Origin of the sequence: Thalassospira xianhensis MCCC 1A02616 (assembly GCF_003326475.1) — a bacterium.
GTDB classification, from domain to species: domain Bacteria; phylum Pseudomonadota; class Alphaproteobacteria; order Rhodospirillales; family Thalassospiraceae; genus Thalassospira; species Thalassospira xianhensis.
The window spans coordinates 1-15382 of the sequence record NZ_JPWA01000002.1 but is presented as its reverse complement, the minus strand read 5'-3'; the positions used below and the strand labels follow the sequence as shown (position 1 = coordinate 15382).

General features: G+C 57.2%; 15 protein-coding genes. 11 read left to right on the top strand and 4 right to left on the bottom strand.

The window, feature by feature from the left end; all coding sequences use genetic code 11:
* The first annotated feature begins 191 nt into the window (after nt 1–191).
* A complete protein-coding gene (locus TH5_RS02480; protein ID WP_114120531.1) occupies nt 192–2756 on the top strand; it encodes an EAL domain-containing protein in 2565 nt (854 codons plus the stop codon).
* Nucleotides 2757–2820: 64 nt separating this feature from the next.
* Here TH5_RS02480 and TH5_RS02475 read toward each other — a convergent pair whose 3' ends face one another.
* A complete protein-coding gene (locus TH5_RS02475; RefSeq protein ID WP_114120530.1) occupies nt 2821–4158 on the bottom strand; it encodes a sodium-dependent transporter in 1338 nt (445 codons plus the stop codon).
* A gap of 281 nt (nt 4159–4439) precedes the next feature.
* On the opposite strand from TH5_RS02475, the gene TH5_RS02470 reads away from it, so the two are divergent.
* From TH5_RS02470 to TH5_RS02425, 10 genes are all read left to right on the top strand, one after another.
* Nucleotides 4440–5183, top strand: coding sequence for a DUF1223 domain-containing protein (locus TH5_RS02470; RefSeq protein WP_114120529.1), 744 nt, complete (start codon nt 4440–4442; stop codon nt 5181–5183).
* A 180-nt stretch (nt 5184–5363) separates the two neighbouring features.
* Nucleotides 5364–6089 (top strand): heme ABC exporter ATP-binding protein CcmA, encoded by a 726-nt coding sequence (gene ccmA, locus TH5_RS02465; RefSeq protein WP_114120528.1) that lies wholly within the window; start codon nt 5364–5366, stop codon nt 6087–6089.
* The gene (ccmB, locus tag TH5_RS02460) at nt 6086–6751 is read left to right on the top strand and encodes a heme exporter protein CcmB (RefSeq protein WP_114120527.1); all 666 of its coding nucleotides are present in this window, start codon (nt 6086–6088) and stop codon (nt 6749–6751) included. Before ccmA ends, ccmB begins: the two co-directional genes overlap by 4 nt.
* A gap of 55 nt (nt 6752–6806) precedes the next feature.
* Complete coding sequence (locus TH5_RS02455) at nt 6807–7598, top strand: heme ABC transporter permease (RefSeq protein WP_114120526.1); 792 nt, start codon at nt 6807–6809, stop codon at nt 7596–7598.
* Nucleotides 7595–7798, top strand: a complete 204-nt coding sequence (gene ccmD, locus TH5_RS02450) for a heme exporter protein CcmD (protein ID WP_062948287.1) — start codon at nt 7595–7597, stop codon at nt 7796–7798. Before TH5_RS02455 ends, ccmD begins: the two co-directional genes overlap by 4 nt.
* Before the next feature lie 14 nt (nt 7799–7812).
* The gene (ccmE, locus tag TH5_RS02445; RefSeq protein ID WP_114120525.1) at nt 7813–8301 is read left to right on the top strand and encodes a cytochrome c maturation protein CcmE; all 489 of its coding nucleotides are present in this window, start codon (nt 7813–7815) and stop codon (nt 8299–8301) included.
* A gap of 143 nt (nt 8302–8444) precedes the next feature.
* Nucleotides 8445–10499, top strand: coding sequence for a heme lyase CcmF/NrfE family subunit (locus TH5_RS02440; protein ID WP_114120524.1), 2055 nt, complete (start codon nt 8445–8447; stop codon nt 10497–10499).
* Complete coding sequence (locus TH5_RS02435) at nt 10496–11032, top strand: DsbE family thiol:disulfide interchange protein (RefSeq protein WP_114120523.1); 537 nt, start codon at nt 10496–10498, stop codon at nt 11030–11032. Before TH5_RS02440 ends, TH5_RS02435 begins: the two co-directional genes overlap by 4 nt.
* Nucleotides 11029–11520 (top strand): cytochrome c-type biogenesis protein, encoded by a 492-nt coding sequence (locus TH5_RS02430; protein WP_114120522.1) that lies wholly within the window; start codon nt 11029–11031, stop codon nt 11518–11520. Before TH5_RS02435 ends, TH5_RS02430 begins: the two co-directional genes overlap by 4 nt.
* A 52-nt stretch (nt 11521–11572) precedes the next feature.
* Entirely contained in the window at nt 11573–12331 is a 759-nt protein-coding gene (locus tag TH5_RS02425; RefSeq protein WP_114120521.1) for a tetratricopeptide repeat protein, read from the top strand.
* 28 nt (nt 12332–12359) lie between these two features.
* Here the strand turns inward: TH5_RS02425 and TH5_RS02420 are convergent, their stop codons facing one another.
* The 3 genes from TH5_RS02420 to TH5_RS02410 all read right to left on the bottom strand — a co-directional run.
* Nucleotides 12360–12632 (bottom strand): hypothetical protein, encoded by a 273-nt coding sequence (locus TH5_RS02420; protein WP_114120520.1) that lies wholly within the window; start codon nt 12630–12632, stop codon nt 12360–12362.
* A gap of 10 nt (nt 12633–12642) precedes the next feature.
* Nucleotides 12643–14499: a lytic transglycosylase domain-containing protein gene (locus tag TH5_RS02415; protein WP_114120519.1), complete on the bottom strand. Its 1857-nt coding sequence runs from the start codon at nt 14497–14499 to the stop codon at nt 12643–12645.
* A 227-nt stretch (nt 14500–14726) separates the two neighbouring features.
* On the bottom strand, nt 14727–15382 hold a 656-nt coding region (locus TH5_RS02410; protein ID WP_147250041.1), incomplete at its 5' end, for a uracil-DNA glycosylase.

Below are 15382 nucleotides of genomic sequence, written 5' to 3'. Positions count from 1 at the left end.
AAACACCCCCGTCTGTCAACGACGGGGGTGTTTTTGCGTGGAACGCATCTTTAAATTGCGACAAATCCAAACCACATATATCCATTGATTTATAACAAGTCAGCCGTCCCGACGATTTGATAGGGATGAGGCTAGAGCAATAATGCCCGCAAACCGGGTGCCAAGCAGGATTTGGACAGCAACAGGTTATTATGACGCGCCCCAGTTTTTCGGATGGCCAGACCACCCACCTGACCGTAGGTACGATTTCCCCCGGCATTGTGTTGCGATGCGGGCCGGAAACCGCCATTGGTCAGGCCATCGACAGGATGCGCGAAGCCAATTGCAGCTCCATCATTGTCACCAGGGATCACCTGCCGGTCGGAATCTGGACGGAAAAGGACTGCCTGTCCCTGCCGGCCGACTGCGAAGCCACCCTGAACGAGCCGATATCAAAATGGATGTCGGCCCCGGTTCACAGCATTTCCGTCCACGCCACGCCCGAGGCAGCGATCATCCGCATGCGCGAACGCCATGTCCGCCATCTGGTCACCGTGGACGAGGAAAACCGCCTTGCCGGAATCATCAGCCAGTCGGATCTGATCCGTCAGCAGGGAAGCTGGCGCAAGCTTGGCGATGGTGATGTCGGTGCCGCCATCCGCCGCACGACAATCTTTGTCGATGGCGATATTGCGATGTCGGAACTGCGCGCCCGCATGCATGACGCCAAATGCGACTGCGCTATTGTCTATGATCCGTCGGTTGCGACCGACCCGGTCGCGATGCTCGATCACACCGGGATCATCACCGAACGCGATATCCTGCGCAATCTGGCCAATGGCGATCACGCAACCCCCGCCATCAAGGTCGCCAGCCGTCCACTGCGCGTTATTTCCGCCAGGGCCAGCCTGAACAATGCCCGCGACACGATGCTGGCCGAACATATCCGCCATCTTGCCGTCATCGATGAAGCCGGCAACGTGATCGGTGTTCTGTCATTTGCCGATCTGCTGGAATTCATCGAACAGGACTACTTCGCCCATCTCCGGTCCGTGATGGAAGGGCGCGATATCGAACTGAGTGCCGCGCGCCGGTCGCTGTTTCTGGCCGACAAGATCATTGAAACCTCGCCCGACGGGATCATGGTCTGTGCCGCCGACGGCACGATCGAACTGGTCAATCCTGCCTTCACGCGCGTAACTGGCTACACCGCCAGCGATGTGATCGGCAAGAACCCGAATATCCTGCAATCCGGTCGTCAGTCCCGCGAATTTTATACCGCGATGTGGCGCGATATCGCGCGGCAGGGCAAATGGGAAGGCGAAATCTGGAACCGCCGCAAATCCGGCGAGATTTATCCCGAATGGCTTTCCATCATCGCAATCCGCGATGCGGATGGCCAGATCAGCCAGTATGCGTCGATCTTTACCGATATCAGCGAACGCAAGAAAAACCGCGAAGATATCCTGCGGCTTGCCCATATTGACGAACTGACCGGCTACCCCAATCGCCGCCGTTTCCTTGAACTGCTGGCACATGGCATCGGTGAATCCCGGCGCAAGGGAACCCGCCTGACGATCCTGTTGCTTGATATCGATAATTTCCAGCGCGTGAACAACACACTCGGCCATGGCGACGGCGACGATGTTCTGGTCGAAGTTGCCCGCCGCCTGCACCGTCGTCTGGATCAGGGTGGCGTTCTGGCACGTGTCGGTGCGGATGAATATGCCATTCTGCTTTCGGGGGGAACTTCCGCCGATGACGATGCCGCACTGGCCGATGATCTGTTGCGTGCCCTGAACCAGCCCCACCGCACCAGAAAAGGTCAGGAAATCTATATTTCGGCCAGTATCGGCATCGCGTCCTTCCCGCATGATGCCAATGATACAGCCAATTTGCTGCGCAATGCCGAAATTGCGATGATGCATTCCAAGGAACAGGGCCGAAACCGGTTCAGCCGCTATAACCGCGCCAGCCATTCGCGCGGCGACGCCGACCTTGCCCTTGAAAGTGCCCTGCGTCAGGCACTGGATCGGGATGAATTCCATCTGGTCTATCAGCCGCAATTCGAAGCCCGTACCGGCAACCTGCACGGGGTCGAGGCCCTGTTGCGCTGGAACCATCCGCAACGCGGGGCGATCTCCCCCTCGGTCTTTGTTCCGGTGGCCGAGGAAATGGGCGTGATCGGGGAATTGGGGCGCTGGGTATTGCGCCACGCCTGCCGACAGGCGGTCGCATGGCGTGAAAAGGGACTGCACAACATCACCATGGCGGTGAATGTCTCGGTCCAGCAATTCTATGGCACCATCGATCTTGCTGAACAGATCAGAACCATTCTGGTCGAAAAGGGCATGGCGGCAGACCGGCTGGAAATCGAAATCACCGAAAGCCTGTTCATGCAGAATATCGAAGAAATGCGTGCCAATCTGCAACGCATTCGCGATCTTGGCGTTAAAATAGCATTGGATGATTTCGGCACCGGCTTTTCCAGTCTCAGCTACCTGCGCAAACTGCCGTTTGACACGATCAAGATGGATCGCAGCTTTGTAAGCGACATCAATCAGGGGCGTGAAGGCAGCGCCCTTGCGATCACGATCCTGAACATGGCGCAGAACCTGCGCAAAAAATGTGTCGCCGAAGGTGTCGAAACCAATGCCCAGCTCACCCTGCTGCGCGATGCCGGGTGTGACTACATTCAGGGCTACCTCATGGGAAAACCGATGAGTGCCGATGACATTTTCGACCTGTCACAGCAAAGAACGGCCGAAGCTTCCTGAACCAGACAAAAAAGGGCGGGGAATTTCCCCGCCCTTCGCATTTCAACCGATTTGAACCGGCGGCCTAAAGCACGCCAAGTCCCTTCAGCAGAATGAAGGCAATCGCAAGCGGTGCGATGAACTTCACGATAATGCCCCAGGCATTGATCCAGCCCGGCACCACGCCATTATGGGCGGCGATGTCTTCCTTGGCTTTGTCCCATACAACCCAGCCAACAAACAGCGAGATGAACAGACCACCAATCGGCAGCAGCAATTTCGAGCTGATGTAATCCATCAGATCAAAGAAGCCGAGGCCAAAGATGGTGAACTCGCCCATGATGCCAAGCGACAGCGACGACGGAATACCCAGCAGGAAGATGATCACACCAACCACGATTGATGCCCATTTGCGGCTGATGCCGCGATCATCGACGAAATAGGCGACAACCACCTCAAGGATCGAAACCGCTGATGTCAGTGCTGCAATACCCAGCAGCAGGAAGAACATGAACGCAAAGACCGACCCCATCGGCATATGCGCAAACACTGCTGGCAGGGTGATAAAGGTCAGACCCGGACCGGCACTTGGATCAAAGCCGAATGCAAACACCGCAGGCAGGATCAGAAGACCGGCCATGACTGCAACCGACGTATCAAGCAGCGTCACCCACCCGGCCGAACTTGCGATATTTTCCTTTTTGCTCAGATAAGAGCCATAGGTAATCATCGCCCCCATCCCAAGCGAGAGCGAGAAGAACGCCTGCGACAATGCTTCCGATACCGTTGCCCAGGTGACTTTCGAGAAGTCCGGCGACAGCAGGAAGGCAATACCCTCGCCTGCCCCCGGAAGCGTGACCGAACGCACGATCAGGATCAGCAACAGCGCAAACAGGGCCGGCATCAAAATCTTGGACGCACGTTCAATACCCGAACCAACACCCGCCAGGACGACAAAAACCGTCAAAGCCATGAAAATCGCATGATAGATCAGCGGCGAAACCGGATCGGAAATGAACCCGCCAAAGACACTGCCCAATGCAGCCGGATCTTCAATCGCCAGCGCCCCGGTGATCGATTTGACCATATAGGAAATCGTCCAGCCAGCGACGACACTGTAAAATGACAGGATGATAAAGGCAGCCGCAACACCACAAAGCCCCACCAGCGGCCATGCACCGCCCTTGAGTTTCGCAAACGCCCCAATGGCGTTCTTTGCCGTCATCCGGCCAATGACCATTTCAGCCAGCATGACCGACAGACCAATGGTGAAAACCAGCGCCAGATAAATCAGCAAGAAGGCACCACCGCCATTCTCGCCCGCCATATAGGGAAACTTCCAGATGTTGCCCAGCCCCACGGCCGACCCGGCAGCCGCCAGGATAAAGCCGAGGCGTGAACCCCAATGCTCTCGTTTAATCATTGCCTGCAAACCTTTCTTGGACCGGCATCCACGGAAAGTCGCTCCCACCGCAGTGCCTGTTCCTCATTTTTCTGTATAAACGCAAAGGTGATTTCACCTCACGCATTCCGTGAAGACCTTATGCCCCCTTTCGGAATTGACCGGAGCTAATAACACCAATCTTCCGAAATCTCCTGTCTAAATTCCCGGATTTCACGCAAAAATCGGTCGTTTTGGCGCATACGGACCTTTCAACGCCTTGTGATTGGTGGTTGATATGCATTTTGGGGCATCATCAAGCCATGAAACAGCTTCGCCCCCTTATCATCATGCTTGCAACCGCGTATTTGGGTGGTTTTTCGACGGCGTATGCTGCCGAATCCACCTCACCCCGCGCCGTGATCGAGCTTTACACATCCGAAGGATGCAATTCCTGCCCCCCGGCAGATCGCGTCCTTTACGAATTGAATCAGGAACGTAGCGACCTTCTCGCGCTGTCTTTCCATGTCGATTACTGGAACTATCTTGGCTGGGAAGATCCGTTCTCCAGTGCCGCCAATACGGAACGGCAACGCGATTATGCCGGTCGCATGCGCGAACGTTATGTCTATACCCCGCAGGTCGTGATCAACGGTGATCATGTCGTCCGGGCCACCGCCAAAAACCGAATCGTCACCACCAGCGATGAAACGACCCCGCTTCGGGAATGGGCAGAACTGGCCCTGCAATCGGATGATCGCGCAGCCCCCGCCAGCGGTAAATTGAAACTCGGCATGGTCAATACCCCGCCCGCCGGCCAATCCTATCAGCTTTGGCTGATCGGCTTTGATCGCGAACAGGAACGCGATGTCCGGTCTGGTGAAAATGCCGGTCGGCGTCTGGTCCATGCCAATGTCGTGCGCGAAATGATCGATCTTGGTCAGTGGGACGGGCAGCAGCGCGAACTCGATTTCACCCTGAGCCAGTCTTGCGATGGCGGTGTTGCGATCCTTGTTCAGGAAGGCCGCGGCGGCCCGGTTCGAAGTGCCTCCGTCATCCGCTTCTGATTAACCTATCCCTCCGCAAACGCCGCAGCCGATTTTTGATCGCTGCGGCGTTTGGCGTTTCTTTGGATTGATTTGAAACAATGTCATCACATCCAATGTCGGATAAAGCATGATTAATAACGCCGGGCGCGTTATAGAAAAAGCGCATCCGGCATGAATTCCGACAGTCAAACGAGTTAGATGACAGTTTTTACCGGTTCTGATCTGACCTGTCTGCGTGGCGAACGTCTGGTCTTTGGCGATCTTTCCTTTAACGCCAATACCGGCGATGCCGTCATGCTGCGCGGTCGCAATGGTGCAGGAAAATCAAGCCTGCTGCGCCTGATGGCGGGCCTCATGGCCCCGCGCCGCGGCACCATCCGCTGGCAGGGCGATGATATCGCCGATGATAAAATCGCCCATCGCGCCCGCCTGCATTATTTGGGTCATCAGGATGCCATCAAACCGGTTTTGAGTGTTCGTGACAATCTGCGCCTTTGGGCCGAATTGCGCGGCATTTCCGATATTGATGCCGAAATAGATCAGGCCCTTCGCGCCCTTGATATTCATCATCTTGGCAAAACCGCCGGGCGATATCTTTCAAGCGGTCAAAAACGCCGCACCGCCCTTGCCCGTATTTTGCTGGGTCAAAGCGACCTGTGGCTGCTTGATGAACCGACCGTTGGCCTTGATCGTGAAAGCTGTGCTGAACTGGCCCGCCTGATCGCCGAATTCCGGGCACGCGGCGGCATCGTGATTTATTCGACCCATGTCGATCTCGATATCGCTGCCCCGACCATCCTTGACCTTGATCAGTTTGCCATCCCGATGATGGAATGGCTGGTCGAACAGGATGATGAAGAAGATACCCGCGAAAGCCTGTCACCCGACATGAATCAAGGCAAAAGCGCGGAGGCCGCGATATGAATGCCTTTGTCGCCATCCTGCGCCGCGATTTGCGATTGGCCCTGCGTCAGGGCGCGGATTCCGTAATGGTGGTTGCCTTCTTTATCGTAACCACCACCCTGTTTCCGTTTGGTGTCGGCCCCGAAGCCAACATTCTGGCGCGCATCGCATCGGGTGTGATCTGGGTTGCGGCCCTGCTGGCCGCCATGCTGTCACTCGAACGTGTCTTTCAGACCGACTACGAGGATGGCACGCTGGAACTGCTGACCCTGTCGCCCGTCCCGCTGGAGCTTCTGGTGCTGGGCAAGGTCTGCGCCCACTGGCTGACGACGGGTCTGCCGCTGATTATTGCCGCACCGGTGATGGCCGTGATGCTCAATATGGATCAGGACGGTTTTGGCACCCTGATGATCGCCATGCTGATCGGCACACCGGCACTCAGCCTGATCGGGGCGATTGGCGCGGCACTGATTTTGGGGGCACGGCGTGGCGGCGTACTGGTGTCGTTGCTGGTCCTGCCACTATATATACCGGTACTGATTTTCGGTGCTGGCGCGGTCGAGGCCGCATTGCTTGGCATTTCCGCCCAGGCACAGTTGCAGATCATGGGGGCGATCCTGTTGCTGTCACTGGCTGCTGCCCCGTTTGCCACCGCACATGCCATCCGGCAGGCAGTGGAATGACAAAGAATACAGACTAACGACCTTCGGCGGCATAGCCGCAAACGGACGAGAGAAAATGCATCGTTTCGCCAAACCAAGCGTGTTTCTGAAACTGACCGGGGCCATGATGCCCTGGATGGTCGCGCTGACCGTCATCCTGACCGTGGTCGGGCTTTATCTGGCCCTGATCGGATCGCCGGTTGACTATCAGCAGGGCAACACCGTCCGCATCATGTATATCCATGTGCCCGCCGCATGGATGGGCCTGTTCTGTTATGTCGGCATGGCCCTTTGCGGCGCCATGAGCCTGATCTGGAAACATCCTCTGGCCGATATCTGCGCGCGCGCTACCGCCCCGGTTGGCGCCACCTTTACCGCCCTTACGCTTATTACCGGGTCGCTTTGGGGCGAACCGATGTGGGGAACATGGTGGGTCTGGGATGCACGCCTGACATCGATGCTGATCCTGCTGTTCCTCTATCTTGGCTATATCGCGCTGGTAAATGCCTTTGACGATCCCGAACGCGGATCAAAGGCCGGGTCGGCACTGGCACTGGTCGGGGTGGTCAATGTGCCGATCGTCAAATTTTCGGTCGACTGGTGGAATACCCTGCATCAACCGGCATCGGTGGCCCGCATGGACGGCCCCAGCATCGATCCCAGCATGCTGGCACCGCTCCTGATCATGGCCTTTGCCTTTACCGGATATTATTTCATCATTCTGGTTCTGCGGGTGCGCCTTGAACTGAACCAGCGCCGCATCCGCGCCCTTCAGCTCAGCGGCCTGTTTGACGAACGCGCCGCTGCCAATGGCGATGACGACGCACTTGCCTATGATCAGGGTCACAACGCCGGAGCCGGAAAATGAGTGAATTCTTCTCAATGGGCGGATACGGCAGCTATATCTGGGCCAGCTACGGCATCGCTGCCCTTGCCATGATCGTCCTTCTGATCGCAACCCTGCGGGGCCTGCGTCAAAGCAAGACCGAACTTGATCAGCTTGAAACCGTTCTGAAAGCCCGCCGTCCCAGACGTGCCCGCACCACAGACCAGTCTCAGACATCCTGAGCGGAGAATATGAAGTGTCTCTTTCGCGTGCCAAATCCCGCAAACGTCAGCGCATGTATATCATCATGGCCGCCCTTCTGGCGGTCGGTGCGGCGGCGGCCCTTGCCCTGACGGCATTTGAAGATTCGGTTGTGTTCTTCTTCAGCCCGACCGAAATCGCCGAAAAATCGCCGATTGACCCCGATCAGCGCCTGCGTGTCGGCGGTCTTGTCGAAGAAGGATCGCTTAAAAAGCTCGGCGGCGGTGAAACCGTCACCTTTACCGTCACCGACATGGCAAATTCGGTCACAATTTCCTATACCGGCATCCTTCCCGACCTGTTCCGCGAAGGTCAGGGTGTCGTCGCCGAGGGACACATGGGCTCCGAGGGCCAGTTCGTCGCATCCGAAGTTCTGGCCAAACATGACGAGAATTACATGCCGCCCGAGGTTGCTGACTCATTGAAAAAAAGCGGTTATTGGGAAGAAATCGAAGCCCGTAACGCCGAAGAGATGCGTAATTAAGCCACATTCTGCCACCATAAAAACCTCATATTAGAGCCTTCAAAGCGGCATTAAAACTGGGTGGATGCCTTGCTGTTTGACAGCAGGGGCTGAGTGGTGTTCGTTTAACGGATGCCATATATCGGGGAAATCTGAAGAAACGCATGATCGCAGAGTTTGGACATTTTGCCCTTATCCTCATTCTCGCATTGGGGACCTGCCAGGCCGTCCTTTTCTGTCCGGCCCTGTTTCGCGCAAGCTATCGCGCGCTCGGCCCGACACCGGCAATGGCTCCGGCAATCGCAAGCGGCTCCCTGCCTGACGGAATGACCGGCACGACCGGGCCTGCCGAAACATCCGGTTTCGGTGTCTGGCCGCTGCCCTTTGCCATGTGCGTTCTGGCAATCATTGCCGAGGCCGCCCTAATCCATTCCTTCATTGTCAGCGATTTCACCCTGCCCGTGGTGGCCGGTTACAGCCATTCCTCCACCCCGCTGATTTACCGCATCGGTGCGGCCTTCATCCCCGATAGCGGCGCAATGCTGTTCTGGGTCGCAACCACTACGCTGGCGACATTGTTATTTGCCCTGCAAAGTGTTGCGCGCGGCGTTACCGAACAGGATCGTGTTGCCCTTGGCATTCTTGGCATCGTTGTCGCCCTGCTGGCGGCAGCAGCAATCATTGATGCCGATCCCTTCATGCGTTCCGGGATGGCCCCCCTTGATGGCAGCGGCCTTGACCCGGAATTGCAGGACATCGCTGGCATGGTCCGCGGACCGATCCTCTATGCCGGTCTTGCCGGACTGTCGGTGATCTTTGCCGTAACCTTTGCCGCCTTGCCGGGTGCCAAGCTTGATCGTGCATGGTCTGAACAGCTACGCCCGTGGGCAATGGTCTCCTGGACGTTCCTTGGCGGTGCCATCGCGATTAGCGCCTACCGCGCCTATACCGAACAGGCATGGGGCAACTGGTGGTATTGGGATACATCCGAAAATGCCCTGCTGCTGCCCTGGCTTTTGACCACCGCCTTCGTGCATTGCCGTGCGGTCCTTGAAAAAACCGATACCCTGAAACCCTGGACGGCCCTTCTGGCCCTGTCTGCCTTCGGGGCGGGCTGGTTCGGAACATTCCTTGTGCGCTCTGACCTGCTCGGACCATTGCCAACCGCCCTGCTCAGCAGCGGCGACAGTGTGGCCCTTCTGGTCGGGTTCTGCGTACTGTTTGCCGCCGCCTATTTCATGTTCTGGCGCTGTGCTGGCGGCATGATCGACAACAAGGACTTTTCCCTGATATCGCGCGAAAGCGGCATGTTCCTCAATAGTGTGATGCTGTCAGTCGCAGCAGCAACCGTCCTGATCGGCACCATTTATCCGTTGTTCCTGCGCTGGTTTGATGGCGATATCATCACGGTCGGTCCGCCGTTTTTCGTCCAGGCCCTGATCCCGATCGGTTTGCCGCTTCTGTTCCTGATGGGCTTTGCCCCGACACTGCGCTGGCGCAATGACGAGGCATGGCAGATCGGACGCCGGATGAAACTGGCGGTCATGATGTCGCTGATTGTCATTCTGTTTGTCTGGATGCGCTTTATCAATGCATCCCCCCTGCCATTGCTTGGCATCGGCCTTGCGGCATGGGTCTTTACCGCCGCCCTTGGCGATCTTTGGGAACGTTTGTGGCGTCAGCCCGATCACGGCGAAGGCAAATACCGCAATCTCCAGCTTCTTGGCCCCCGTTATCTCAGCATGACCTTTGCCCATATCGGCATCGCGATCCTGATTGCCGGTGGATCGGCCAGCGCCATCTGGGAACAGCAGATATCACTTTCGGCGCGCACCGGCCAAAGCATCCAGATCGGTCCCTATAACCTGCAATATGAAGGCGTTGCACTGCTGCCCGGTGAAAACTTCGCCACGCGCAAGGCGACCTTTATTGTCTATCGCAACGCCCAGCCGGTTGCCGAACTGTTCCCCGAAGTACGTTATTACCCGATCCGCGGCATTGAAACCAAGGAAGCCGATATCTGGCACGGACGCGACGGGGATTTGCATGTTTCCGTCGGCGAACGGGCCGAAGACGGCGGACGTGTCGTTACCGTCCGGTTCCTGCCGATGATGCCCTGGGTTTGGGGTGGAATGTTACTGATGCTGATTGGTGGTGCCATCAGCATCTGTACGCGCATTGTCCTGCGCTATAAGAAGAACGGAGTTCCCGCTTCATGAGATTCTGGATCGCAGTCATCCCGCTGGTACTCTTTGCAGCTCTTGCCGGTGTCTTTCTGATGAATATCGGCAAAGATACATCTGTCGTACCATCTGCCTTGCTCGACAAACCGGCACCGGATTTCCAGTTGCCCCCGTTGCCCGGTCGCGACCGGGGATTGTCGCGGGCCGATATTTCAAAGGGCGAGGTTTCGGTTCTGAACGTCTTTGCCAGCTGGTGCATTCCGTGTCGTGCCGAACATCCGCTGATCAAGCGCCTCGCACGCGAAGCTGATGTGCCTGTTTACGGTCTGAACTACAAGGAAAAAGACCCGCAGGACGGTGTGAACTGGCTTGATGAACTGGGCGATCCCTATACCGCGGTCGGCATGGATTTGTCCGGGCGAACCGGGATCGATTTCGGTGTCTATGGCGTGCCGGAAACCTTTATCATCGATGGCAGCGGTCAGATCAGATACAAGCATGTTGGTCCGGTCACGAATGAAATCCTTGAAGAAGTATTGCTGCCAAAGATTGCGGAGTTAAAGGGATGATCCGTCGAAATTACTCACTGTTCGCGGCCTTCGTGATCCTGCTGGGTTTGCATGCAGCCCCGGCATTTGCGGTCAATCCCGATGAAATGCTGGCCGATCCCAAGCTTGAAGACCGCGCGCGCGACATCAGTCAGGAACTGCGCTGTCTGGTCTGTCAGAACCAGTCGATTGATGATTCCGATGCCGATCTGGCACGCGATCTGCGCATTCTAGTCCGCGAACGTCTGGTTGCCGGTGACAGCAACGAGGAAGTCATCGATTACATTGTCGAACGCTATGGCGATTATGTTCTGCTGAACCCGCCGCTGAAACCCGAAACCTATATCCTTTGGGTCAGCCCGGCCGTTCTGGCGTTTCTGGCCCTGATTGCCGTTATTGCCTTTTACCGCCGCAAACAGCGCGAAGACGGTGCAGGACCAAAATCGCTTTCCGCCCAGGAACAGAAGCGGCTTGATGAAATCCTCGGCACGTCACAGGATCGCTCGTAACGATGCAGCTTGATCACCCTGCATACAGCATTGCCCACCAGCGAGGTTCCCTGTGATCTGGCTTGGTCTTGTCATACTTGCCGCGTTTGGCGGGCTTGCGATTTATGCCAGTCTGCCGGGCCACCATGGCAAATCCGGTGATGCTGCAACGCCGGGCACCAAACTTTCCTTTGGCCCCGTCGCCCGGATCGGTTTTTCCACCCTGCCGATTATTGCAGCGGTTATTCTTTATACGGCAATTGGCATGCCGCAAATTCCGTCGCGCCCCTATGCCGAACGGGCGGGCGAACGCAATCTTGCTGCGGCGGCGGCCGCCGCAACCGATGTGACAGATCCCGATTTCCAGACCGATCAGCAAATCCGCCGTCTGCTCAGTCAGATTGTCCTGTCGCTCGAAGCCAATCCCCGCAATCTGCAGGGCTGGATTGTTCTGGCGCGCGGGTCGTTGCGGCTGGGCGATATTGAACGGGCGGTCGCGGCCTTTGCACGTGCCTATGCCCTGTCGGGGCACAATCCGTTACTCGCCATTGAATATGCCGACACGCGCATCACTGCCCAGCAGGGCCAGATTGATCAGGTATCACGCGATCTTGTCCTGCATGCCCTTGGCCAGATGCCAAACCATCAGCTCAGCCGCTATTACTATGGCATGATGCTGAAACAGCAGAACAAGCATCAGCAGGCCCTGAATGTCTTTACCGATCTCTATCGCGACATTCCAAAGGACGACCCGCTTAGCGGTGCGACCGAGGCGGAAATACAAGTGCTGAACGCGGAAATCGCCGACGCGACACAGGCAGAACCGAACTGACCACCGCGCATGGGACTGCTGATACGGGCTAGGAACCAATCAGATACAGCACACCCAGCAAGGCCGCGACGATCAGAATGAAAGTTCCCGCGACCACCACAAATCGCATCGCCGGATGCAGTTTGGCAAGTTCCGTGGTTTCGTTGCTCTGTGATTGCGGGCCGCCTGCTTCGCGGTCTTTGTGGAACCGGCGCAATGCCTCATCACCACTCATCGGTGGCATCTGCATCCGGTCAAGAACCGTGCCCTTATCCCGACGACCAGACGACGGTTCATCATTGCGATGGTTGTTTGCGGTCATCAATCCCGGCTTAGCGTTCAGCGGTCAGGCCGCTATCGCCGGTGCCGCCAAGGTCCTGTGACTGGTAAACCGGCCACTGCCCTGCGGCAAGACGATCCAGCGACGGGCTATCCTGCCCCAGACGCGACCGATACATCCAAAGGTTCGCCATCACACGCTCGATAAACAGGCGCGTTTCCCGCGACGGAATGCTTTCGATGAAATACAGCGGATCTTCGTTATCCTTAAGCGCCTTCTGCCAGCGCCCCAGATTACCGATCCCGCCATTATAAGCCGCCATCAATTGCAGGAAGCCGTTATCAACCCCGTCCTGCCCCAAAAGATGGTCGACATATTTCTGCCCCAGCGACAGGTTGACTTCCGGCTCGTACAGTTCCGCGCGCTTTTCACCGCGATAACGGGTATTGCCGATATAGCTTGCAGTTGCGGGCATCAATTGCATCAAACCGCGTGCACCGGCATGGCTTCGCGCCTCGGCATTGAAACCGGATTCCTGACGCATCAGCGCATAAATCAGCGCCCGGTCAACTTCATAACCGCCTTCCGGTGCCCATGGCGGAACCGGATACAGCGCATTGACGATCACCTCGCCGGTCTTCTGCGCAATATACCCGCCAAGCCGCATGGTCAGCGACGCGAAATTGGCATTATCAGCAAGGGAAAGCACCGCACGGCGCAGCTTGTCATCGTCGCTGGCCGCGGCCTTGCGCAATTCACGTTCCGCCTCGTCACGATTGCCAATCTGGATCAGGGCAAGGGCGCGGCGACCATGCGGATCAAGTTTCAGCTTGTTGGCGCGATTTTCATCCAGCGCCAGACTGTCCCAGTCAAACACGTCATCCCGGCCAAGCGACCGCAAGGCCAGAAGCCCATAAAATGACCGCGGATATTCCGCGGCCTTCTGCAACAGTTTGTCGGCTTCAACAAAACGCCCCGCCGCCAGATCAATCCTTGCGGCCCAGAACGCCCCGGCCGACCGTGTCCAGCTTGACGCATAGTCGTTCTTGGTCAGGGCCACAAAATGATCGTGTGCCTCATCCATCTTGCCAAGGCGCCACGCGGTCAGGCCCGCCGTCCAATGCGCCTGCGGCAGGTATTTACCCGACCGCTTTGCGGCTTCGGCGGCATGGCGCAGTGCCAGATCAGGCTTGCCGAAATAATAATATCCCGACGCAATGGATGTCCGCGATTCGTCAAGTTCATAGGCATCAAACAGGCGTTTGGTTTCCTGCGCCTCAAGAACCTGCAACGCCCCGGTCGGCCAGCCGTCACCGATCCGCTGGCGGATACGGCGTTTCAGAACCGAAACGCGTGAACGCTGCGCCGATGAAAGGCTTTTGGTCGATTTGTGGTGATAGGGACGGATGTCTTCGTAATCATATCCGGCACCGTTGACATAACCACCAACCGGCTTTTTCGGATAGCTGGCACTGCCACGACGCTGCAACGCCAGTTTGTAAATGCGCGGTGCCTGCGGATGGTCGGCATAAAGTGCGAGCCAGTCCTTCAATTCCTTGTAACGCGACCGATACGCCGTCGGATGCAGATAACGCTGTGCTAATACATGGCCCATCAGCAGATCATCGGACAAACGCGAAATCAGATTATCCGCATCTTTCCAGCGGCCCTGTTCCTGAACGGCAAAAATCTGTTCGTAAAGTTCTGCGTCGCGCTTGGACAGCGCAAGGGGAACCGATACCGAAGCATCGTCACCAGTCTCGGGCGCGCTTAAGGCGGCCTGTTCCTTGGTGGCCTGGGCATGCGTTACGGGCACTGCCAGCGCGATGGCACCAAGTGCTGTGAAGAAAACGGTACGCCGTAATGCCGATGCGGCACGCGGCAGGCCTGTTTTTATTGCTTCGATCAAAACCAGTCTTTCCCCTGCGAGACTCCGGCAAAGCCGTGTTTGTATCCCGAAGCAGTTTCTCGTCGCAACCTGTAGAGTGCGGTGTCCCCCCGCTTGAAGCCGCCATATATACCAGCAAAAGCCTGCCTCACGAAATGATTTCTCCGAAATCAACCACTTGGCGGGGATGTTCGCACACTGCCTGCCCGCTGCATATCGGCCATGCATCGTGGGTTTCGTAAGGTAATTTACGACAATTTCTGTGCCACGGCGCGCAAATCGCGCCACGCCAGTCGCTTCTGTTCGGGGGTGCGAAGCAGATAGGCCGGATGGAACATGGCCGTCACATCGGCCACACTGGACGCCCCCAGTGTCATTTCCTTCCACGTGCCACGCAACCGCGTAATGCCGCGATCTTCTTCCATCAGGGTCTTGGCCGAACTGCCGCCAAGGCAGACAACAACCTTTGGCCCGATCAGTTCAAGATGACGGCGGACAAACGGTTCGCACACCGCGATTTCGGCGATGGTCGGCTGGCGGTTTCCCGGCGGACGCCACGGCAGGATATTGGTGATATAGACTTCCTCACGTGCAAAGCCGATGGACCGCAACATCGCATCAAGCAACTTGCCGCTCGGCCCGACAAAGGGTTCGCCCTGCCGGTCCTCTTCCGCACCTGGTGCCTCACCAACCAGCACCAATCGTGCTTCGGGGTTCCCCACGCCAAAGACGGTGTTGCTCGCCGATTTCTTAAGCGCGCAGCCCTCGAACTTTTCGACCGCTTCCTTAAGATCGGCCAGATTCGTTGCCGCCGCGGCAAGATCACGGGCCGATTGCCGGGCTTCGTGGGGCGTATCGGATAACAGGAAACCGGCACCCGGTGCCATGGGTGGCGGCGGTGTCA

Coding starts and splice junctions, on each gene's coding strand:
- TH5_RS02480 (WP_114120531.1), top strand. CDS start 192: ATGACGCGCCCCAGTTTTTCGGATGGCCAGACCACCCACCTGACCGTA.
- TH5_RS02475 (WP_114120530.1), bottom strand. CDS start 4,158: ATGATTAAACGAGAGCATTGGGGTTCACGCCTCGGCTTTATCCTGGCG.
- TH5_RS02470 (WP_114120529.1), top strand. CDS start 4,440: ATGAAACAGCTTCGCCCCCTTATCATCATGCTTGCAACCGCGTATTTG.
- ccmA (WP_114120528.1), top strand. CDS start 5,364: ATGACAGTTTTTACCGGTTCTGATCTGACCTGTCTGCGTGGCGAACGT.
- ccmB (WP_114120527.1), top strand. CDS start 6,086: ATGAATGCCTTTGTCGCCATCCTGCGCCGCGATTTGCGATTGGCCCTG.
- TH5_RS02455 (WP_114120526.1), top strand. CDS start 6,807: ATGCATCGTTTCGCCAAACCAAGCGTGTTTCTGAAACTGACCGGGGCC.
- ccmD (WP_062948287.1), top strand. CDS start 7,595: ATGAGTGAATTCTTCTCAATGGGCGGATACGGCAGCTATATCTGGGCC.
- TH5_RS02440 (WP_114120524.1), top strand. CDS start 8,445: ATGATCGCAGAGTTTGGACATTTTGCCCTTATCCTCATTCTCGCATTG.
- TH5_RS02435 (WP_114120523.1), top strand. CDS start 10,496: ATGAGATTCTGGATCGCAGTCATCCCGCTGGTACTCTTTGCAGCTCTT.
- TH5_RS02430 (WP_114120522.1), top strand. CDS start 11,029: ATGATCCGTCGAAATTACTCACTGTTCGCGGCCTTCGTGATCCTGCTG.
- TH5_RS02420 (WP_114120520.1), bottom strand. CDS start 12,632: ATGACCGCAAACAACCATCGCAATGATGAACCGTCGTCTGGTCGTCGG.